Raw genomic sequence first — 19,150 nt, 5'->3', positions numbered from 1 at the left:
CGCTGAGGCTGCAAAGAAAACACGAAAGGAGGCCAAAACATTGACCGCGTCATAAACCACGACGCATAACTGAGGGTGGGTCAAATCTCGGTGAAAATACCGGGTCAGTTCTCAGTGACAATCAACATTCCACGGGCACAATCTACCGAATATGAAACAAATGAACCTTCATCCCGCGAGCCATTGTCCACTTCTTGTCATTTCACGCGCTGATGGGCGCTCCTCTGTCGCTGCCGCGGCATATGCTGCGCGAACAAGCATGACTGACAATAGGACAGGGCTCAGCTATAGTTACCGCTCGGTAACAGGGCTATTGAATACTGGTTTGATCGGCTGGCGTGGCACCGCGGAGGAGCTTTGGAATGCCGCAGAGGGGGCTGAGGTTCGAGGCAATGCTCGTGTCGCAAGGGAGCTTCGTCCAGCGCTGCCCGCAGAGCTGCCGCTCAACGAACAGTACAGGCTTGTAAAAGGATTTTCTTGCTGGCTGCGGGACGAATTTGGTGTTGCCGTCCACCATATCGTTCATGCTCCTACCTTCGTGAATGCGAGTGAAGGGCGACGCCTTTGGCGTGACTGCCATTCAGCTGAAGGTCGCAAGGAACTCGAAGTTGCATTATTCGATCCTAACATGACAAATCGTAATTTTCACGCCCACATTCGGTTTACTACACGAGAGGTCGACAGTGAATGCGGCACGTTCGGCATCAAGACCAGAGACTTGGACGACAAGGTTGTCGGGCCAAAGATGCTCCTTAAAATAAGAGCAGAATGGGAACGTCGTACGAACCAAGCCCTTACACGCAATGGATCGGATGCTCGGATCGATCTAAGATCATACACCGCGATGGCGGAAGCTGGTGACGCACCTAAAGGCCTCGAACCTCAAAGGCATCTCGGACCACGGACAACGCAGAAGACCAGAATGGCGGGGGAGGACGTTACAGAAAGGCTACCACTTGCATCGCTCAATAGGGGTTTAATTAGGGCCCGCAACGATGAACGTTGGCATAATTGGATGATGCTTCGTGCGTTGGAAAGGGAAAAAGCACGGCTCTCTGGCTTATCCGAGAAGATTGCAGCAGACCGGGAGTCTGCTCGAAAGGCTACAGCTAAGGATAAGAAATGCAGCGTATTAAAGTCTCGACCTAAGGAGGTCGCACCTGGTGTATGCAATATATATCCGGAAGCCGAAACCCCAGCAGATCCGTTCCACGGCTACGAAGCAGCAATTGCCTGGGCCCAATCCACAGCTGATTCAGGATACGAAAACAGTAAAGACGCGCCAGCCAAATCCGATAACTCCGTATCCCTAAACGATAGAAATATTCGCCCAACCAATAGTTATTTGTATGGTTCTGAGATGGATGAGTTCGATAGACGGATTGATCCAGAAACATACGATAACCCCGATACGGTACCTGCTCTCCGCGCACCTATGAGAATTGTCAGAAAAGATCATACCCGGGGTCGGGTCAGGGGGAGCTAACATTTGACCGGCACTTCCGCTTGAACTTCCCTCGCGACATGACATCCACAAATGGTGTGCCCACAGTATCGATAGGTAATGGATAGGATTTCATCGGGATTACGGATAGAAGACCTGCCGCTCGTCGAGCAGCAGGTCTACATCTTTACCACCAACCGAAGGTAGTGCTCAGCGTGGATACTGGCCGTGCCTAAAGTTACACTTAGCTATTTCTCGCCGATCAGACGAGAGTCTGGTGTATTTTGATCCTCAAAATAGCGATTGACGGCAATGCGAGCTCGCCGCCGACCTACTTTTTCTTTATGATCTCGATATGTATAGATCGCCCGTGCGTCATCGCCTGAATCGCGACAATCAAAAGCCGGAAGAAAGATACGGTCATGTTCCGACAACCTTGCGAACCATGACAGAGCTTCTTGCCGCTCCTTCATAAGATAGATTTTCGTCGACTCAAGTTCAGAAATCGCCAGCAACCTCAAATGGTTTGAATCGCTATCTCTCAGTTCTCTTTCCTTATTTGCGACCTCAACCAGAAGAGCATCATTCAACGATTTCGATTGATATCCTCCATATAGGGAATTCCGATTTCTGCTTATTAGTTCAAGGTCTAAATTGCTTAGGTGAGCGAGTTCTCTGCCAAACACTCGCATTCTCTGTTTCGACGCACTGACAAACCAAAAGTCTTCAGCGGCTTTCGTCAAGGCGTCCTCGGCTTTCGTATATCCTTGAAGGATTGGAACAATACAGTGGAAAGTGTCACGGAGGTTCTCCGCAGGCGCGGATGAGAAGTGAAAACTTGTGCCAGTGAACGTTCCCGCCTTATCCGTCTGGACATGACATACGACACCTAAAGAGAGGTAGGCATCGGAGTTGGCGAATTCCTCAAGTTCCGCTATCGTCTTCTTGCGAACGAACTCGTGTAGATCATATGCTGCAATGCTTGCGGCTTCGATTAAACGTTGAGGGCTTTGCAGTGGCCTTAAGATCATTCTGATTTCCTTTTGTTATTAGAAACCGGAATATGGGTCTGATCGAGTTACGACAAAAATTTTGCAAAAATGTTTAATTTTGCCGCCTATATATGGCGGCTCAAATCTATCGATGTCTATATACCATGCCTATGCCAGGGCCAATTGCATTACTTGCCTGTATGTCCACGGTTCGATCAAAGGGACGCCTATTGATGTAACTCTTTCAAGAGATTTGCCCGGGTTCATCTTTTCTATCGGCTCCTTGATGAGAGCCGATAGAAAAGATGAACTGGATGTAAGAAACGGCTAATTTGTACAATACTGATCTGAGAACTTTACGAAGACGAATTCACCTCAACATAAAAACTTTTAATCCTTCCGGATACAACTTAAGAAAATGAAGTACTTAATAGACCATTGTGTTGCTCGACTTCTGATGATGGCACGCCAATAGCGGATAATTATGCATTGCTGCGTATTAGCCTAACAAATAATACAGCCCGAACCTCCTCACTTGGGCCGTACTTGACGATGACGAACCTTCCGGACGCATTGGGCTGTCCGGCGTCATCAACTGAGGAAACTAAATATGAAACTTAAGCTTGGTAGAATACAGAAAGCTTGCCCTTCGAGAACGTTGATGGGCCTGGGCTCTGTAGCTCGTACGAACCGTTTTACCATTCAGCAAAAGAGTGGGCAGTGCTGTGCAAATGGAGAGTTTCAATGAGTGAGGAAAACCTTAGCCTGGCGTCTCTTCCTACCATCATTGCGATAGCGTTCACCCAGTCCAGGGAGACGGCACATGTACTTCGCCAGATCGTTATCCCAACGCTACCGCCTGTAAAGCGCACATTTCCAGATCGGTTAATTCGCCGGATCGAGGTCGGGCATATCTTCAACGAGACGCTTATTCAGGACCTTGAGGTGCTCGCAGCCCTAATTGACAGTATGATAGCCAAGGGCACTCACTTTGGCTGGCAAGCTGACGAACATCATGTGCGCGGCGGCTATGAAGTTACCTTTGTTGAAGATGACGCCTTAGACCTGGCCTCCGCACGTAGAGAAGTAGATGCCTTAACAAGCGCAATTGCCAGAACACTGGATGCTGTTAGGGCCGGTCGGGTGGCCGAAGAACTACAATCCTGACCGGAGTATGCACTTCAGTGCATAAACCCCGGCGTTGCCCCAATTTGGCACCGCTGGGGTCCATCTGATGTTCAGAACGATGCGGCACACCTAAAATATCTTGTCCCCCGCACGGTTCTTTAGCCAATTCAATGCTATGGCGTGGCTTGTTCAGTAAAAAATATTTCACGCATTATCATAACCTTACGTGAAGGCTTGGCATCGACAGATAATTTTCTTTGAGTTTCGACGACTCGTACGAAGCCTCTGAGCCCAATGTTCTGCTTGTCACCGAATATTGGTGACGACTTTTAATCAGCCCCTGGTCGCCTTCAGCGCCTCTGCGGCTCAAGAATAATGGCTACTGAATGACTCAAACATCAAATCAATCTCTCGAGCATGCAGAGATCGCATTGGGGGAAATGAAACCCAGAGTGCGAGTTGGGCTTGTTGCGGACCTTTCTGGGCTAAAGCCCCGAACTATCACCGATCTTGCATCGAAAGGACAAATACCGGGGGCCGCGAAGATGGGCGGTATCTGGACTTTCGATCAAAATGCAATCGCCTCTTGGCTTACAAAGGGAAACCAATGCCTAACAACGTGTACAAGCCGAAAGGCAGCAAAAAATATCACCTCCGTGTCACGATCGACGGAAAAGAATACCGCGAGTCGCTTCGCACAACTTCTCAGCGGGTCGCCAGCAAAAAAGCCCGGCAACGCATCGATGAGCTGAAGGGGAAGGCCAAGCGTGGCGAGACGGACTGGCTGTTTCTCGCGGGCTTCATGAGCTTTTATGATAGTACGTTCAATGCCGGAGAACATGGTTGGACTGACTCTACCTGCAAACGATATCGCACCAGCCTGATACAGATAGGCCGGACGTTGGAAGATATTTTCGCAGAGCGGTCTAAAGACATTGAGGAAGCAGGCGCTTGGGAGATCGGCTTAGCTGAAATTACAGAATTCGTCGCGCTTCGCAAAGATGCAGGTGTATCGGTAGCAACCATCAATCGCGATCTGACAGCATTCAAACATTTGATGTCGCATATCAAGAACAAGGGCTGGATAGAAATTAACCCGGTGCAGCTATTCGAGAAGCAGGGCATGCGTGAAAAGCTTCCGCCAATCGTCTTGCCGACTGCGGCGGCGATAGCGCGCATTTCAGAGCGTGCGCCTGGCACGCTAACCTTTCTCCCAGACTTTCTACATGAGACAGGCGGGCGGATCACCGAAATGGCGATGGTAAAGTGGAGCGATCTATGTGGTATAGAGCAGCCGGTTGAGGGGAACGTCACATTAACCTTGGTAAACACAAAAGGCGGAAAGGTTCGCACGATTACTCTGCGTCAGCAGGCCATAGACATACTGTTGAAAATTACACCATCGAACTGGTCTCCATATGTATTCTGGAACAAAACCGATGATGGCTACTACAAATCTGCTGCCAACCTGTTCTGGGACTACGCCCAAGAGGTGGATTTTGGAGCACGGATGCATGACCTCCGGCATAAGTTTGCAATTGATCGACTTAAGGAGGGTTGGTCGGTCTATAGGGTGCAACGCTACATTGGGCACGGTTCGGTGAAAACAACTGAGCGCTACTACTTTCGCCAGCTTACACAAGAGCAACAGGCAATTGCCAGTGCCGATGGTAACACCGGTCTTTAGTCCTGATGACCATCCCCGGCTCCAAGCCCCGCCCAAACAGGCGGGGCTTTGTCGTTTTAAAACTGCCTCATTACGCGCATGTCGACATAGAGATTTTTGTCAACGTGGCATAGTTGGCGCAGTCGGGTGGGCAAAAAGTCGTCAAACTATGCCGAGAATGGGTATTACAAATATAACCCGCCCGTCAGTTCGGTGCGGTATTAAATCACACGATATCAGGGGGATAGTGGCGGAGAGACAGGGATTCGAACCCTGGGAACCCGTGAAGGCTCAACGGTTTTCGAGACCGCCCCGTTCGACCACTCCGGCACCTCTCCGCGGGGGTCTGGGGGGTCCGTTTAGTCGCCTTTTCAGGCAGTGGCAAGAGGGGTTTTGCGCATTAAGGGAAAGTTTGGGGATTTTCATTGCGCCGGGGCTGGTAAAGCCTAAGTTTAAAGGCAGAATTCCGCGAAAGGACAGCCCATGTTTCGCCAAAATAGATTGATCGCAGCCCCCTTCGTCATGGCGATGATGCTGCTTGTCGCGCTTGCTTTGCCGCTGCGGGCGGCGGAGCGCGGCGCGTTGGAGCGGTTCTTGGAAGTGACCGGCTTTGACGTGGCGTTGGAGAGCATTCGCCTCTCCGCCGATTCCGCGCCAGAGATGCTGGGGCTGCAAAGCGAGGATTTCGGCTCGGAATGGTCGCGGCTGGTGCGGGATGTCTTTGACACCGAGTTGATGCACGGCATGGCGATGGATATCCTGTCTGAAACGCTGAGCGACGATCTGCTGGATCATGCCGCCGATTTCTATGCGAGCGATCTGGGCCAGCGTTTGGTGGCCGTAGAGAACAAGGCGCATATGGCCGAGGATGACGGGCTGAAGGCGGAAAGCGGTGCCGCGATCGTGGCGGGGCTTGAGCGCATTGACTCGCCGCGATTGGAAACACTGCGGCGTTTGAATGTCGCCAGCGATGTCGAAGAGATCTCGGTCCGGGCCATTCAAGAGGTGCAGATCCGCTTCCTTTTGGCCGCCGCGGGCGCCGGGGTGATCGAATTGCAGATGGAAGAGCCTGACCTGCGCGAAGCGATGCGCGCGCAGGCCGATGAACTGGGCGCTCAGATTGCCGCGAATGCCTTGGCCAACGCGGCCTACACCTATCAATCCTTCTCGGATGACGATCTGCTCGCCTATGCCGAGGCGCTGGAGCATCCCGAGATGCAGCAGGTTTATACGCTGATGAACGCGGTCCAATATGAGGTTATGGCCAATCGGTTCGAGGCCGTGGCCACCCGGCTGGCGGCGATGCAGCCCAGTCAGGACCTCTGATGCGGGCTTGGGTATTTGCGTCACTCATGTGGCTTCTGGCTTTGCCCGCTTGGGCCGACGCGCGCATGACCGTGCTTGTCGATTTGTTGGAGCTTCGGCAAGCGGCGGTGATCCTCAGTGACGAGGGGCAGGCCCATGCCGAGATGCTGAACCAAGACATGCTGGGCGGGCAGGGGGGTCCGGGCTGGCAGATGCAGGTCGAAAGCATCCATGACGCCGGGCGCATGGTCGAAATGGTGCGCCGGGCATTGGAAGAGACGATGACCTCTGCCGAAATCGAACAGGCGATCGACTTTTATTCAACGGAATTGGGCGGACGGATCGTCGGGCTGGAGAACGCGGGCCGTGCCGCCATCGCCGAGCCGGAAGTGGAGCAGATCGCGCGGGCGCACTATGGCGTATTGGCCGGGGATCATGACCCGCGGGTCGCTCTGATCCGCCGCTTGATCGACGCCGCCGATATGGTTGACCGCAATGTCAGCACGGCGCTCAACAGCAATTTCCAATTCCTGCGCGGAATGCGCGACGGCGGCGCCCTGGAAGACAGCGACGAAGACCTCTTGGCCGAGGTCGGCGCCGAGCTGGAGGCGGTTACCGAAGACACCTCTGTCTGGATGCACGCCTATCTGCTGCTGGCCTATCACCCCCTGCGCGACGCCGAGATCGCGCAATATGCTCAATTTGCAGAGACAGGTGCCGGGCGTGCCCTTAACCGGGCGCTTTTCGACGGGTTTGGCCGGGCCTATGAGGATATCTCTTACGGGCTTGGGCGTGCTCTGGCCCTGAATATGGTGGCCGAAAGCCTCTGACGGGCGCAGAGATTTGAGCGCGAAAACCTACTTGACTTGTCCCGCCATTCCGAAGATAAGCCCGCATCCCGGCGGGTAATCCGTCTTAGGGATTGTTTTTTAATGACGCCCCATGGGCGCGCTGTTCGAGGCGGATCGGCCGGAAAGCCATCCACAAACTCCCAAGCGGGGGCCACAGAACGCGGATGACAGAAAAGGAAGACGCATGTTTGCGGTCATCAAGACAGGCGGCAAGCAATACAAGGTCCAATCCGGCGATATGCTGCGGGTTGAACGTATTGCGGCCAATGCTGGCGAAACAGTCCAGTTCAACGAAGTTCTGATGCTCGGCGGCGACAGCCCCGTGCTCGGCGCGCCCATGGTTAAAGACGCAGGCGTTCAGGCCGAAGTCGTTGACCAAATCAAAGGCGAAAAGGTTATCAACTTCGTCAAGCGTCGCCGGAAGCACTCTTCCAAGCGCACCAAGGGTCACCGTCAGAAGCTGACCTTGATCAAGATTACCGACATCCTGTCTTCGGGCGCGGATAAGTCGGGTGTATCGGCTGCTGTTGGCACCGGTTCCGTGAGCGCCTCTGCTGTGGCCGCGATCACTGGCAAGACCGACGACGCGACCCAGATCAAGAAGGCTAAGAAAGCGAAAGCCACCAAGGCCGCTCCGAAAGCCGAAAAAGCCGACAAGATGTCGGAAGCCGGCGCGGACGACCTGAAGGCGCTGAGCGGCGTCGGCCCCGCACTTGAGAAGAAGCTGCACGAAGCAGGTATCACCTCCTTCGCTCAAATCGCAGCATGGACCGAAGCGGATATCGCTGAAGTTGACGAGAAACTGTCTTTCAAAGGCCGTATCCAGCGTGAAGGCTGGGTCGAACAGGCCAAAGAAAAGACCAAAGGCTAAGGAGAGACCGAGATGGCACATAAAAAAGCAGGCGGTTCATCCCGTAACGGGCGCGACTCAGCTGGTCGTCGCCTTGGCGTTAAGAAATATGGCGGCGAAGCCGTTATCCCTGGCAACATCATCGTGCGTCAGCGCGGCACCAAGTTTTGGCCAGCAAACGGCGTTGGCATGGGCAAAGATCACACGATCTTTGCAACCGTCGACGGCGCTGTGACCTTCCACAAGGGTCTGAAAAACCGCACGTTTATTTCGGTTCTGCCACGCGCGGAGGCCGCTGAATAAGCCGTACCCCAAAGGGTTTGAAAAAATCAGGGATCGGCGATACCGCCGGTCCCTTTTCTTTTTCCGGGACAAGTCCCATGCGTTTGTTTTTCAGTTCAAGGCTCGAAGGCCTGTCAGATCGTTTTTCCGTTCTTGGCGGGACAGGGTCGAATTTTGATAAAGTCGTTACATTCGGCAGGGAGGAATATGTCGGATGTATCAACGCCCCGAAGCGGTGTTTGCGCCTCATCGGGGCAGGGGCGGCCAGCTTGGACCAAAGCCCCCAATCCAGTCTGTTCGGAGGAGGAACATGACGATGCAGTTGGAAGCGATTGTGAACCAACCAGTTATTGAGACAGAGCGTTTTGACCTGCGTCCGGTGCGCCGGTCGGATATGGGCATGATTGAGATGTATGCCAGTGACCCGCGGGTCGCCAATGCTACATCCTCTATCCCGCATCCGCTGCCGCCGGGCAGTGTCGAAGCCTATGTGACCCGCGCAATGTCGGATGACCGCGAGGAAGACGTCTGGGTCATGGATGGCAGCCGCGCGGAGAGTTCCGAGGTCATGGGGGTGATCTCTCTCACCCGGCTTGACCGCAACCAATCGGAAATCGGCTATTGGGTCGCCCCGGCGTTCTGGAACACCCATCTGGCTTCCGACGCGGTGCAGGCTTTGGTGGATGCCAACCCCTTGGGCAATGACGCGCTTTTTGCCTCTGTCTTCCATGACAACCCGGCCTCGGCCAAGGTGCTGACCAACGCAGGGTTTGTCTATCTCGGCGACGCGGAAACCTATTGCTTGGCCCGCGATGCTGCCGTACCCACATGGACCTATAGCTGCAAGCTGTAGCTCCGTTTCCCGCGCCTGAAAGGCAAGACCATGAAGTTTCTCGACCTGTGCAAAGTCTATATCCGATCCGGTGCCGGGGGCGGCGGCTGTGTGTCGTTCCGGCGCGAGAAATACATCGAATATGGCGGTCCGGATGGCGGCGATGGCGGCACCGGTGGCTCAGTCTGGGCCGAGGCGGTGGATGGGCTGAACACGCTGATTGACTTTCGCTATCAGCAGCACTTTTTTGCTAAGAACGGCCAGCCCGGCATGGGCAAACAGCGCACCGGCAAGGATGGCGACGATATCATCCTGCGTGTGCCCGTCGGCACGGAGATCCTCGACGAGGATCAGGAAACGGTCATCGCCGACCTGACCGAGTTGGGCCAGCGCGTGCAGCTTGCGCGTGGTGGCAATGGCGGCTGGGGCAACCTACACTTTAAATCCGCCACCAACCAAGCGCCGCGCCGTTCGAACCCGGGCCAAGAGGGCGTGGACCGTACGCTCTGGCTGCGGCTCAAGCTGATCGCCGACGTGGGCCTGCTGGGGCTGCCGAACGCGGGTAAGTCGACCTTCCTGGCGACGACATCGAACGCGCGGCCAAAGATCGCGGATTACCCTTTCACCACGCTGCACCCGAACCTTGGGGTGGTTGGTGTGGATAACACAGAATTCGTCGTAGCCGATATTCCCGGCCTTATCGAAGGCGCCTCCGAAGGGCGCGGGCTGGGCGATCTTTTCCTAGGGCATGTCGAGCGTTGCGCGGTGTTGTTGCACCTGATCGACGGCACGTCCGAGACTGTGGCGGAAGATTATCACACCATCATCGGCGAGCTAGAAGCCTATGGCGGCGATCTGGCGGAAAAGCCGCGCGTCACGGTGTTGAATAAAGTTGATGCGTTGGATGAAGAAGAGCGTGCAAGTCGTTTGAATGAATTGGAAAAAGCCTGCGGCGGCGAGGTGATGATGATGTCCAGCGTCGCCGGTGAAGGTGTGACCGAAGTGTTGCGGACCCTGCGCCAAAACATCGATGACGACCGCCTGCGCTTCCGTACCACCGAGGAAGACACGCCTTGGCAACCCTAAGCACCGCCCGCCGTGTCGTAATCAAGATCGGCTCTGCCCTTTTGGTGGACCGCGACAGCGGCAATTTGCGCCGGGATTGGCTGGCCGGGTTGGCGCAAGATGTGTTGTGGCTCAAAGGGTTAGGCTGCGACGTTGTGCTGGTTTCGTCAGGCTCCATCGCACTTGGGCGGGGTGTCTTGGGCCTCCCGCCGACTGTCTTGGCGCTGGAGCAGGCACAGGCAGCGGCGGCTGTCGGGCAAATCCGCCTAGCGCGGGCTTACGAAGAGGTCCTCGACCCCCATGGCATCACGACAGCGCAGGTCTTGGTCACGCTGGAAGATAGTGCCAACCGTCGCCGATACCTCAACAGCCGCGCCACGCTTGAGCAGTTGCTTTCACTCGGCGTCGTGCCGATCGTGAATGAGAATGACACGGTCGCGACCGATGAAATCCGCTTTGGCGATAACGATCGTCTCGCGGCGCAGATCGCGGTGACGGTTGGGGCGGACCAGTTGATCTTGCTCTCCGATGTGGATGGGTTCTACAGCGCCAATCCTTCGCAGGATCCCACTGCGCAACGCTATGATGTGGTCGACAGCATCACGCCCGAGATTGAGGCGATGGCGGGCGATGCCGGGTCGGGTCTGTCCAAAGGTGGCATGAAGACCAAACTGATGGCCGCGCGCACGGCGACCACGGCAGGCTGCGCAATGGCGATCACCGATGGTTTCGTCATGCGGCCGCTCACTGCGCTTGAAGGTGGGGCGAATGCCACATGGTTCAGGGCGCAGAGCGATCCACAGGCCGCACGCAAACGTTGGATCGCTGCGATGAAACCGCGCGGGTCGGTCACTGTGGACGCCGGCGCGGTCGCGGCCTTGGCGCGGGGCACATCGTTGTTGCCCGCGGGGGTGACAGCCGTCGAAGGCCGTTTTGAGCGCGGTGACAGCATCGCCATGTACGACCCGGCGGGGCATGCCGTGGGCCATGGTCTCAGTCGCTATTCCGCCGAAGAGATCGGGCAGATCAAGGGCCACAAAAGCGCAGAGATCGAGGCCCTGCTGGGCTATCCCGGGCGGGCGGCCTTGATCCATCGGGACGACATGGCGCTCTAGGCGCGCGGAAGATTAGGACAGGGGCATAAGGCTATGAGCGACATCGAAAATATCTCTGAATTGATGGCCGATATCGGGGCCCGCGCCCGCGCCGCGGCAGCGCGTCTGGCAAGCGCCACGGCAGAGCGTAAACATGCCGCATTGATCAGCGCCGCCGATGCCGTTTGGAAGAACCGGGCCGAGATCATCGCCGCCAATGCGCATGACCTCGACTTTGCTCGCGATAAAGGGCTGTCGGATGCGATGATGGACCGGCTGATGCTGGACGAGGACCGCATTCGCGGCATGGTCGACGGGCTGCGTTCGGTCGCGGAACAGTCAGACCCGGTGGGAGAGATCATCGCCGAATGGGACCAGCCTTCGGGGCTAAACATCCAGCGCGTGCGCACCCCGCTTGGCGTGATCGGCGTGATTTATGAATCGCGTCCAAATGTAACGGCAGACGCGGGGGCGCTTTGCCTCAAGGCCGGAAACGCGGTGATCCTGCGCGGCGGGTCTGAAAGCTTTCATTCTTCGCGCGCTATCCACGCCTGCCTGCAGCAGGGGTTGAGGGATGCGGGCATGCCCGAAGATGCGGTGCAACTGGTGCCGACACGCGACCGTGCGGCGGTGCGGGAAATGCTGACCATGACCGATACCATCGACGTGATCGTGCCGCGGGGCGGCAAGGGGCTTGTTGGGCTGGTGCAGCGTGAGGCGCGCGTGCCGGTCTTTGCTCATCTCGAAGGGATCGTGCACATCTATATCGACGCCGAGGCCGACCCGGAAAAAGCGCTTAAAGTGGTGCTGAACGCCAAGACACGGCGCACGGGCATATGCGGCGCGGCGGAGTGTTTGTTGATCCATGAGGGTATCGCCAAGACCATTGGCCAAGGCGTGATCCGGGCCTTGATTGATGCCGGTGTCGAGGTGCGCGCCGATGCGGCGCTGCAGGATATCCCCGGCACGGTTCCGGCCAGCGAGACGGATTGGGGTCAGGAATACCTCGACATGATCGTTGCGGCGCGCGTCGTGCCGGATGTTCAGACCGCCATGGCCCATATTCGCCAGTACGGCTCGGGCCATACGGATTGCATCCTGACCGAGAACACTGAGACCGCGGCGGACTTCTTTAACGGGTTGGACTCGGCGATCCTGATGCATAACGCCTCCACTCAATTCGCGGATGGGGGGGAGTTTGGCATGGGTGCGGAGATCGGCATTGCCACGGGCAAACTGCACGCCCGCGGCCCCGTCGGTGCAGCGCAGTTGACGAGCTTTAAGTACCTTGTTCGGGGCGCGGGAACGGTGCGCGGCTGACCCTTAGAAAGACAGGGTGAGGACCGTGTCAGCGCTGTCGACTGTGATTTCTTTTCCCTGCGCTTGGGCCAAAATAGGCAAGAGCGCGAATTGAACCTGCGCAGGTTGTAGCGACTGGTCTGGATCAGGGTGGGACAATAGCGCCCAAAGCGCGGGTTCTATCGCGATCTTGTCGGCTTCGGCGTGAAGGCGCCATTGGCCAGCCTCTTCGGTAATGGTGATCAGCCCGCCATGGTGCAAAGCCGTTTCCATACAAAGCAGCGAGAGGAATGCCATTCGCACGCAGTTGCGCGATTGGGGGCTTGTGATCTGCCAGTCGATCTCAACCCGTGAAGCGGTATAGAGATCGCGCAGGATCGATGTCACCTCATTCTGGCCCATGGTCTGATCGCCAGCGGCCCCAAAAGCGATGCGGAAAAACCGGATACGGGCCGAGGCGCTTTCGACACTTTGGCCGATCAGGGCAAGCTCTGGCCCCGGCGCGGCCCCGGTGCCCGCCATTTCAAGCAGTTCAAGCCCGTTGTTGATGGCACCGATTGGCGATATCAAGTCGTGGCAGATACGGCTGCCGATCAGCGCGGGCAGGTCGATGTTAAATTGGTCCATGATGGCCCCTTAGGATGATTGGAAACGGCATGGATGATCTAAACGCGCTGCTGACGCCGGGCATGCTGGTCATGCACCCGCAGCATCCCGAATGGGGCACAGGCCAGGTGCAAAGCAACATCGGCGGCAAAGTGACGGTCAACTTTCGTGACCAGGGTAAGGTGGTCATAGACAGCTTTCGTTTGGAATTAATGCCGGTCTTTGATGAGGGATGACCCTTTCCAAATCCTTAAGGGTGGAAGAAATTTTCATTTTAGCAACCATAAGGAGAGTAACCGGTTATCGCTTTTCGTGCAACTGTTGCGCCTTGCCAGCCGATTGCCTATCAGGCGAAGACTTTCACTTCGGGCATAGGATTGGCTGATGCCGCGGGGCGTTGCAGCAGATTTTCAGGTCAGATTGGCGCAGACAGACGCCGAGGTGCGGGCCGCGCAGCGGCTCCGCTATGATGTCTTCGTGCGAGAGCTGGGAGGCGGCGGGCCGATGGTCGATCACACCGCCGAGTTGGAGCAAGACCGGTTCGACCCTTACTTCGATCATCTGCTTTTGACTGATCTGCGCAATGGCAAGCTTGCAGGCGTTTACCGCGTCATGCGCGGGGATATGGCCGCGCGGGCAGGCGGGTTCTATTCAGAGACGGAATACGATCTGACGCCACTAAAGCAATCGGGGCGCAAGCTATTGGAATTAGGGCGGTCTTGCCTTGATCCTGCCTATCGGGGCGGCATGGCGATGCACCACCTTTGGGCCGCGCTCGGGTGCTATGTGGCTGAGCATGAGATTGAGGTTCTGTTCGGCGTGGCAAGCTTTCACGGCACGGCTACGGCCGCCTTGGCCGAACCGCTTTCACTGTTGCATCACCGGCACTTAGCGCCCGCAGACCTGCGCGTGCGCGCCCGTGAATTCACCCCCATGGACCTGATCGCTGAGGCCGAGCTTGACCGGCGCAAGGCCATGCTGGCCGTGCCGAGCCTGATCAAAGCCTATCTCCGGCTGGGCGGCACCGTGGGCGAGGGGGCCTATATCGACCGTGCCTTCAACACCACGGATGTCTGCCTGATCTTAGATACGAAGCAGATGAGCGCGCGTCAGGCGCGGTTCTATGGCGGGGGCGCTGGATGACCACGACCTGGGACAGCGACCAGCCACCGCCCAAGCGGCACCTGACCCTCGGGGGGATGTTGCGCGTGGCGCTGCGCGGTGTGCTCTTGGCGCTTTTGGTCTTTGGCGGGCTGGTGGTCTTGCTGCTGTTGCGGCTGATTGAACGGCCAATTTTCGGCCTGCACCGGCCCATCACGCCCCATATCACGCAAATGGTATGCCGAGCCGCATTCTGGGTGCTTGGCATGCGTTTCGTCAGACGGGGCACCCCGATGGAGCGGCGCGGCGCGGTGGTGGCCAACCATACGTCGTGGCTGGATATTCTTGCGCTGAACGCGGCCAAACGGATCTATTTCGTCTCTAAGTCCGAAGTCGCGGGCTGGCCCGGCATCGGTTGGTTGGCACGGGCCACGGGGACGGTCTTTATCCGCCGCGACCGGGCCGAGGCGCGCAGCCAGACAGAGGTTTTTCGGACACGGCTGTTGGCGGGGCATAAGCTGCTGTTCTTCCCCGAAGGCACCAGCACCGACGGCTTGCAAGTGCTGCCCTTCAAAACAACGCTTTTCGAAGCTTTTTTCGACCCGGCCTTGCGTGACGAGATCGCGGTTCAGCCGGTGAGTGTGGTCTACCATGCGCCTCAGGGCGAAGACCCGCGGTTTTACGGATGGTGGGGGGATATGTCCTTTGGGGCGCACCTGCTGACGACACTCGCCGCGCGAAAACAAGGTGCGGTCGAGGTGGTCTATCACCCGCCGCTCCCGGTGGCCGATTTCGCCGGGCGCAAGGCACTGGCGCAACATTGCGAGGCGATCGTGCGGGCAGGGCATGCTGATCCCCGGTCGGGCCTGCAATAAGCCCCTTGCGCTGCGGCGCGCGCTGGCATATATGCGCCCCACTTGAACCCGCAGTCGGGGTTGGGCCTTTTGGGGAGAAATCCCAAAACGTCCGCCGGTTGGCAGCATGACGCTGTCATACCCCCGATGAGGCTAAACCGGAAAGGTATAAAGACATGGCTCTTCCTGAGTTCTCCATGCGCCAGCTGCTTGAAGCAGGCGTGCACTTTGGTCACCAGACACAGCGCTGGAACCCCCGCATGGGCCCGTACATCTACGGCGCACGCAACGGCATCCACATCATGGACCTCACGCAAACCGTTCCTATGCTGGACGATGCGCTGAAAGTGATCCGTGACACCGTCGCCAAAGGCGGCAGCGTTCTCTTCGTTGGCACCAAGCGTCAGGCTGCTCAGCCGATTGCCGAAGCCGCAGAGAAATGCGCACAGTATTACATGAACCACCGTTGGCTCGGCGGCACGCTGACCAACTGGCAGACCGTTTCGCAGTCGATCAACCGTCTGAAAAACATCGATGAGCAGTCCGAGCGCGGCTTTGAAGGCCTGACCAAGAAAGAGCGTCTTGGTATGGAGCGTGACCAGTACAAACTGGAAGCATCGCTGGGCGGCATCCGCGAAATGGGCGGTCGTCCTGACCTGCTTTTCGTCATCGACGTGAAAAAAGAAGCACTGGCCATTGCCGAAGCCAACAAGCTGGGCATCCCAGTTGTGGCCGTGGTTGACACCAACTGCTCGCCCGACGGCGTTGACTACATCATCCCCGGCAACGACGACGCGGCACGCGCCATCTCGCTTTACTGCGATCTGGCATCGCGCGCCGCTCTGGACGGCATGTCCGCTCAGTTGGGTGCGGCAGGCGTTGATCTGGGCGCCATGGAAGAAGCCCCCGAAGAAGAAGCCGTAAGCGAAGAAAGCACCGGCGTCGAAATCGGCAACGCTTCCGAAGAGACCCTGCATGACGATGCCATGGGCAAAGACGCGCCGCTGGACATCGAATCCAAGAAAGAGACCGTCGCAAAAGCCGAAGGCTAAGCGTCACGGACCTGAAACACGGGGCAGGGTAACCTGCCCCGATTTCCACCAGTAGCGGGCCTTGGGCCTGCACCCGATTTCCAAAGGAGAACCAAGAGATGGCAATCACAGCATCCATGGTCAAGGAACTGCGCGACAGCACCGGCGCAGGCATGATGGACGCCAAAAAGGCACTGACAGAAAGCAACGGCGACATGGAAGCCGCTGTTGACTGGCTGCGCACCAAAGGTCTGGCCAAAGCGGCGAAGAAATCCGGCCGTACCGCAGCCGAAGGTCTTGTGGCTGTTAAGGTCGAAGGCAGCCGCGGTGTCGCGGTTGAGGTGAACTCCGAAACCGACTTCGTTGGCAAGAACGCCGAATTCCAATCCATGGTCAGCAACATCGCCGATGCAGCGCTGAAAGTGGACGATGTTGACGCGCTGAAAGCGGCTGAGATCAATGGTAAATCCGTTGAAACCACGCTGACCGACGCCATCGCCAAAATCGGTGAGAACATGTCGCTGCGCCGCATGCAGAGCATCGAAGGCGAGACCGTTGTCTCTTACGTGCACAACGCAGCCGCGCCTGGCATGGGCAAGATCGGTGTTCTGGTCGCCATGAACGGTGGCAACGAGGAACTGGGCAAGCAGATCGCGATGCACATCGCTGCTGTGAACCCTGCGTCGCTGTCCGAAGCTGATCTGGACCCAGCCGTGGTCGAGAAAGAAAAGCAAGTTCAGATGGACATCGCCCGTGAAAGCGGCAAGCCCGAAGCCGTGATCGAAAAAATGATCACTGGCCGGATGCAGAAGTACATGTCCGAAGTGACGCTGGTGAACCAGTCCTTCGTTGTGAACCCTGATCTGACCGTCGGCAAAGCTGCCGAAGAAGCGGGCGCGACCATCACCGGTTTCGTGCGTCTGGAAGTCGGCGAAGGCATTGAAGTCGTCAAAGAAGACTTCGCAGCAGAAGTGGCAAAAGCCGCGAAAGGCTAAGCCTTTTCGTCATATTGAATAAGGGGCGGTGCATTCCGGTGCGCCGCCCTTTTTTCGTTGCGAGAATACGCGCGGCGTTGCTGCCAATGAGCGCGCTCAGGGGCCGTGAACAGAGAGTATCTGGGAAGGGGTAGGGATCCGGTCAGCCAGGTGAAAAATAAACCTGACTGAGACCGGCGGGCCAGAAAGCGCCTTGGTATTACAAGGATTTAAAGCCCGTCGTACTGCTGGTGCGAACACCCGCGATACTGGCGGACCATGGCCATCTACTACCTGAGGTGCCAGTAAGGTATTCCATACCCTAATATATTACGGGTCCATCACAAACATCTGGTTCGCAAAAGCGGCCTTCAGCACCGCCTGAGCTGTCGTCTCAACCGATAAAGCCTCACGGGCAAGGCGCAGATGCTTTTCGACGGTGGGGGCTGTCAGACCCATCAACAAGGCGATGTCCTGCGTTGTCTTGCCATCTCCGACCCATTGCAGCACCTCCAACTGGCGCCGCGTGAGGCTGCGGTTGGGGCTGCTATAGGGCAGGGAGAGGATCTTTAGGTGTGCGATTTCATTCATCAACTGAATGTCGGCGCCATGCTCGTCCCAGATCGCATCGACATCGTCTTGGGTCAGGCCACGCCGTGCGGTCAAGGCGATCGCGCCTTTGGACCGCGCCGAGATTGAGCGGAAACTGATCGTGTAGCCCGCGGTCACTTCCATTCGCGCGTTGAACTCAACCACCCGTTTCTCGGACACCGTCAGGTAATCGCCATGCGTGATCTCGGGCAGGGCGCCCCAGCTACAAGCACCTTCGTTGTTCAGCGCCCACCGCAGCATAGGCGCGTTGAAGTACAGCCCGCTGTGAAGATAGCCGTTAAGATACTCCGGGCTTTGATTGCTCAGAATGACAAAATCAGCCGGATCCCCCAGCGATGTCGGCGTTCGGTAGCGCGTAAACCCATAGATCAGCCGGTCAAACCCATAGTCAGCCATCTGTCGTGTATGGGCATCCCAGAGTTCTTCGATTGTCGGGCTATGCGCGATTTGATGAAGGTAATCGCGCAAATTCATTAGCTTACAACACAACGTTGAAGGGCTTGGATAGCCAGAACATAGCCGTGTACACCGAAGCCGCAGATTTGTCCGATGGCCACAGGAGCGATGTAGGACCTATGGCGAAAGCTCTCACGGGCATGGATATTGCTCAAATGCACTTCGACCACAGGCAGCTCGACAGAGGCAATGGCATCCATCAGCGCGATCGACGTATGCGTATAGGCGCCAGCATTCAGAATGATGCCCGCATGTTGGCCACGTGCCTCATGTATCAAGTCGATTAACGCGCCTTCGTGGTTGGACTGCGCAAACTGCATCTCCAATCCCAGCCGCGCGGTTTCCGCCGCGCAGAGAGCTTTGACATCCGCCAAGGTCGTCTTGCCATAGACCTCAGGCTGCCGCGTGCCCAACAGGTTCAGGTTCGGGCCGTTCAAAATAAGTACAGAGGCCATAATCACTCGCTTTAAAACATCTAGATAGTGTTAGCGGAGCGAAACTGGCGCTGTCCAGCGTCAGGTGGCATTGAGGTGCTACTGTGGCGAGAAGATCGCAACAACGGGGCCAATACCGTAATATCTTGTAAACACCATTCAGAAATGTCACCGGTTGCGCAAAGCAGAAGTGTCACCACAGGTGCTGGCGTGAGCAAGGCTTAGCAGCCCGGAGACCTAAATATCGGAGGGCTGAAAAGCCTTGCGGGGGTCA

At 56.9% G+C, this 19,150-nt stretch carries 20 protein-coding genes and 1 tRNA gene; 16 read left to right on the top strand and 5 right to left on the bottom strand.

Features of this window, described 5'->3' with window-relative positions; all coding sequences use genetic code 11:
• Window positions 1–151: 151 nt before the first annotated feature.
• Window positions 152–1,486 carry a MobA/MobL family protein gene (locus tag J3456_RS19200; RefSeq protein ID WP_349581854.1) on the top strand — a complete coding sequence of 445 codons (1,335 nt, stop codon included), beginning with the start codon at window positions 152–154 and terminating at the stop codon, window positions 1,484–1,486.
• Window positions 1,487–1,692: 206 nt separating this feature from the next.
• On the opposite strand, the gene J3456_RS19195 is transcribed toward J3456_RS19200, so the two are convergent.
• Entirely contained in the window at window positions 1,693–2,475 is a 783-nt protein-coding gene (locus J3456_RS19195; RefSeq protein ID WP_349581853.1) for a hypothetical protein, read from the bottom strand.
• 705 nt (window positions 2,476–3,180) lie between these two features.
• On the opposite strand from J3456_RS19195, the gene J3456_RS19190 reads away from it, so the two are divergent.
• Window positions 3,181–3,603 (top strand): hypothetical protein, encoded by a 423-nt coding sequence (locus J3456_RS19190; RefSeq protein WP_349581851.1) that lies wholly within the window; start codon window positions 3,181–3,183, stop codon window positions 3,601–3,603.
• Between the two features lie 568 nt (window positions 3,604–4,171).
• A complete protein-coding gene (locus J3456_RS19185; protein WP_349581850.1) occupies window positions 4,172–5,251 on the top strand; it encodes a tyrosine-type recombinase/integrase in 1,080 nt (359 codons plus the stop codon).
• Window positions 5,252–5,478: 227 nt separating this feature from the next.
• Here the strand turns inward: J3456_RS19185 and J3456_RS19180 are convergent.
• Window positions 5,479–5,568: transfer RNA gene (locus J3456_RS19180), tRNA-Ser, on the bottom strand.
• Between the two features lie 145 nt (window positions 5,569–5,713).
• On the opposite strand from J3456_RS19180, the gene J3456_RS19175 reads away from it, so the two are divergent.
• The 8 genes from J3456_RS19175 (at window position 5,714) to J3456_RS19140 (ending at window position 12,829) form a co-directional block, all read left to right on the top strand.
• Entirely contained in the window at window positions 5,714–6,556 is an 843-nt protein-coding gene (locus tag J3456_RS19175; RefSeq protein WP_502989528.1) for a DUF2059 domain-containing protein, read from the top strand.
• Window positions 6,556–7,365 (top strand): DUF2059 domain-containing protein, encoded by an 810-nt coding sequence (locus tag J3456_RS19170; protein WP_349581848.1) that lies wholly within the window; start codon window positions 6,556–6,558, stop codon window positions 7,363–7,365. Before J3456_RS19175 ends, J3456_RS19170 begins: the two co-directional genes overlap by 1 nt.
• Before the next feature lie 205 nt (window positions 7,366–7,570).
• Entirely contained in the window at window positions 7,571–8,257 is a 687-nt protein-coding gene (locus J3456_RS19165; protein ID WP_259944314.1) for a 50S ribosomal protein L21, read from the top strand.
• Between the two features lie 12 nt (window positions 8,258–8,269).
• Window positions 8,270–8,539 (top strand): 50S ribosomal protein L27, encoded by a 270-nt coding sequence (rpmA, locus tag J3456_RS19160; protein WP_007119633.1) that lies wholly within the window; start codon window positions 8,270–8,272, stop codon window positions 8,537–8,539.
• 295 nt (window positions 8,540–8,834) lie between these two features.
• Window positions 8,835–9,371 carry a GNAT family N-acetyltransferase gene (locus J3456_RS19155; protein ID WP_317391095.1) on the top strand — a complete coding sequence of 179 codons (537 nt, stop codon included), beginning with the start codon at window positions 8,835–8,837 and terminating at the stop codon, window positions 9,369–9,371.
• 30 nt (window positions 9,372–9,401) lie between these two features.
• Complete coding sequence (obgE, locus tag J3456_RS19150) at window positions 9,402–10,436, top strand: GTPase ObgE (protein ID WP_300052777.1); 1,035 nt, start codon at window positions 9,402–9,404, stop codon at window positions 10,434–10,436.
• Window positions 10,424–11,530, top strand: a complete 1,107-nt coding sequence (proB, locus tag J3456_RS19145) for a glutamate 5-kinase (RefSeq protein ID WP_349581847.1) — start codon at window positions 10,424–10,426, stop codon at window positions 11,528–11,530. The genes obgE and proB overlap by 13 nt, the downstream gene beginning before the upstream one ends.
• A 33-nt stretch (window positions 11,531–11,563) precedes the next feature.
• Window positions 11,564–12,829: a glutamate-5-semialdehyde dehydrogenase gene (locus J3456_RS19140; protein ID WP_349581846.1), complete on the top strand. Its 1,266-nt coding sequence runs from the start codon at window positions 11,564–11,566 to the stop codon at window positions 12,827–12,829.
• A gap of 3 nt (window positions 12,830–12,832) precedes the next feature.
• On the opposite strand, the gene J3456_RS19135 is transcribed toward J3456_RS19140, so the two are convergent.
• Window positions 12,833–13,435: a histidine phosphotransferase family protein gene (locus J3456_RS19135; RefSeq protein ID WP_349581845.1), complete on the bottom strand. Its 603-nt coding sequence runs from the start codon at window positions 13,433–13,435 to the stop codon at window positions 12,833–12,835.
• Window positions 13,436–13,464: 29 nt separating this feature from the next.
• Here J3456_RS19135 and J3456_RS19130 point away from each other — a divergent pair, with 29 nt between their 5' ends.
• The 5 genes from J3456_RS19130 to tsf all read left to right on the top strand — a co-directional run bounded on the left by J3456_RS19130 (window position 13,465) and on the right by tsf (window position 17,395).
• A complete protein-coding gene (locus tag J3456_RS19130; protein ID WP_067262087.1) occupies window positions 13,465–13,650 on the top strand; it encodes a DUF3553 domain-containing protein in 186 nt (61 codons plus the stop codon).
• Between the two features lie 148 nt (window positions 13,651–13,798).
• The gene (gene olsB, locus J3456_RS19125; RefSeq protein ID WP_349581843.1) at window positions 13,799–14,557 is read left to right on the top strand and encodes an L-ornithine N(alpha)-acyltransferase; all 759 of its coding nucleotides are present in this window, start codon (window positions 13,799–13,801) and stop codon (window positions 14,555–14,557) included.
• The gene (gene olsA / locus J3456_RS19120) at window positions 14,554–15,390 is read left to right on the top strand and encodes a lyso-ornithine lipid O-acyltransferase (protein WP_349581841.1); all 837 of its coding nucleotides are present in this window, start codon (window positions 14,554–14,556) and stop codon (window positions 15,388–15,390) included. The genes olsB and olsA overlap by 4 nt, the downstream gene beginning before the upstream one ends.
• A gap of 155 nt (window positions 15,391–15,545) precedes the next feature.
• On the top strand, window positions 15,546–16,421 hold the full coding sequence (gene rpsB, locus J3456_RS19115; RefSeq protein ID WP_259944300.1) for a 30S ribosomal protein S2: 876 nt from the start codon (window positions 15,546–15,548) through the stop codon (window positions 16,419–16,421).
• Window positions 16,422–16,519: 98 nt separating this feature from the next.
• Window positions 16,520–17,395, top strand: a complete 876-nt coding sequence (tsf, locus tag J3456_RS19110; protein ID WP_349581839.1) for a translation elongation factor Ts — start codon at window positions 16,520–16,522, stop codon at window positions 17,393–17,395.
• A gap of 309 nt (window positions 17,396–17,704) precedes the next feature.
• Here tsf and J3456_RS19105 read toward each other — a convergent pair whose 3' ends face one another.
• Together J3456_RS19105 and aroQ are read right to left on the bottom strand one after the other, a co-directional pair.
• On the bottom strand, window positions 17,705–18,460 hold the full coding sequence (locus J3456_RS19105) for a LuxR family transcriptional regulator (protein ID WP_349581837.1): 756 nt from the start codon (window positions 18,458–18,460) through the stop codon (window positions 17,705–17,707).
• Window positions 18,460–18,897 (bottom strand): type II 3-dehydroquinate dehydratase, encoded by a 438-nt coding sequence (gene aroQ / locus J3456_RS19100; RefSeq protein ID WP_349581835.1) that lies wholly within the window; start codon window positions 18,895–18,897, stop codon window positions 18,460–18,462. The genes J3456_RS19105 and aroQ overlap by 1 nt, the downstream gene beginning before the upstream one ends.
• Window positions 18,898–19,150: the final 253 nt, after the last annotated feature.

The sequence above is a fragment of the Sulfitobacter sp. NFXS29 genome, assembly GCF_040148765.1.
Taxonomy (GTDB): Bacteria; Pseudomonadota; Alphaproteobacteria; order Rhodobacterales; family Rhodobacteraceae; genus Sulfitobacter.
The sequence above is the reverse complement of the archived record's forward strand: the minus strand, read 5'-3'. Positions and strand labels throughout refer to the sequence as shown.

Bases quoted from the DNA above. Each gene is read 5' to 3' on its own strand.
- rpmA (WP_007119633.1), top strand. From the start codon at position 8,270: ATGGCACATAAAAAAGCAGGCGGTTCATCCCGTAACGGGCGCGACTCA.
- J3456_RS19135 (WP_349581845.1), bottom strand. From the start codon at position 13,435: ATGGACCAATTTAACATCGACCTGCCCGCGCTGATCGGCAGCCGTATC.
- obgE (WP_300052777.1), top strand. From the start codon at position 9,402: ATGAAGTTTCTCGACCTGTGCAAAGTCTATATCCGATCCGGTGCCGGG.
- J3456_RS19195 (WP_349581853.1), bottom strand. From the start codon at position 2,475: ATGATCTTAAGGCCACTGCAAAGCCCTCAACGTTTAATCGAAGCCGCA.
- tsf (WP_349581839.1), top strand. From the start codon at position 16,520: ATGGCAATCACAGCATCCATGGTCAAGGAACTGCGCGACAGCACCGGC.
- J3456_RS19140 (WP_349581846.1), top strand. From the start codon at position 11,564: ATGAGCGACATCGAAAATATCTCTGAATTGATGGCCGATATCGGGGCC.
- J3456_RS19165 (WP_259944314.1), top strand. From the start codon at position 7,571: ATGTTTGCGGTCATCAAGACAGGCGGCAAGCAATACAAGGTCCAATCC.
- J3456_RS19200 (WP_349581854.1), top strand. From the start codon at position 152: ATGAAACAAATGAACCTTCATCCCGCGAGCCATTGTCCACTTCTTGTC.
- J3456_RS19190 (WP_349581851.1), top strand. From the start codon at position 3,181: ATGAGTGAGGAAAACCTTAGCCTGGCGTCTCTTCCTACCATCATTGCG.
- J3456_RS19185 (WP_349581850.1), top strand. From the start codon at position 4,172: ATGCCTAACAACGTGTACAAGCCGAAAGGCAGCAAAAAATATCACCTC.
- olsA (WP_349581841.1), top strand. From the start codon at position 14,554: ATGACCACGACCTGGGACAGCGACCAGCCACCGCCCAAGCGGCACCTG.
- J3456_RS19170 (WP_349581848.1), top strand. From the start codon at position 6,556: ATGCGGGCTTGGGTATTTGCGTCACTCATGTGGCTTCTGGCTTTGCCC.
- olsB (WP_349581843.1), top strand. From the start codon at position 13,799: ATGCCGCGGGGCGTTGCAGCAGATTTTCAGGTCAGATTGGCGCAGACA.
- J3456_RS19105 (WP_349581837.1), bottom strand. From the start codon at position 18,460: ATGAATTTGCGCGATTACCTTCATCAAATCGCGCATAGCCCGACAATC.
- J3456_RS19175 (WP_502989528.1), top strand. From the start codon at position 5,714: ATGTTTCGCCAAAATAGATTGATCGCAGCCCCCTTCGTCATGGCGATG.
- J3456_RS19130 (WP_067262087.1), top strand. From the start codon at position 13,465: ATGGATGATCTAAACGCGCTGCTGACGCCGGGCATGCTGGTCATGCAC.
- aroQ (WP_349581835.1), bottom strand. From the start codon at position 18,897: ATGGCCTCTGTACTTATTTTGAACGGCCCGAACCTGAACCTGTTGGGC.
- rpsB (WP_259944300.1), top strand. From the start codon at position 15,546: ATGGCTCTTCCTGAGTTCTCCATGCGCCAGCTGCTTGAAGCAGGCGTG.
- J3456_RS19155 (WP_317391095.1), top strand. From the start codon at position 8,835: ATGCAGTTGGAAGCGATTGTGAACCAACCAGTTATTGAGACAGAGCGT.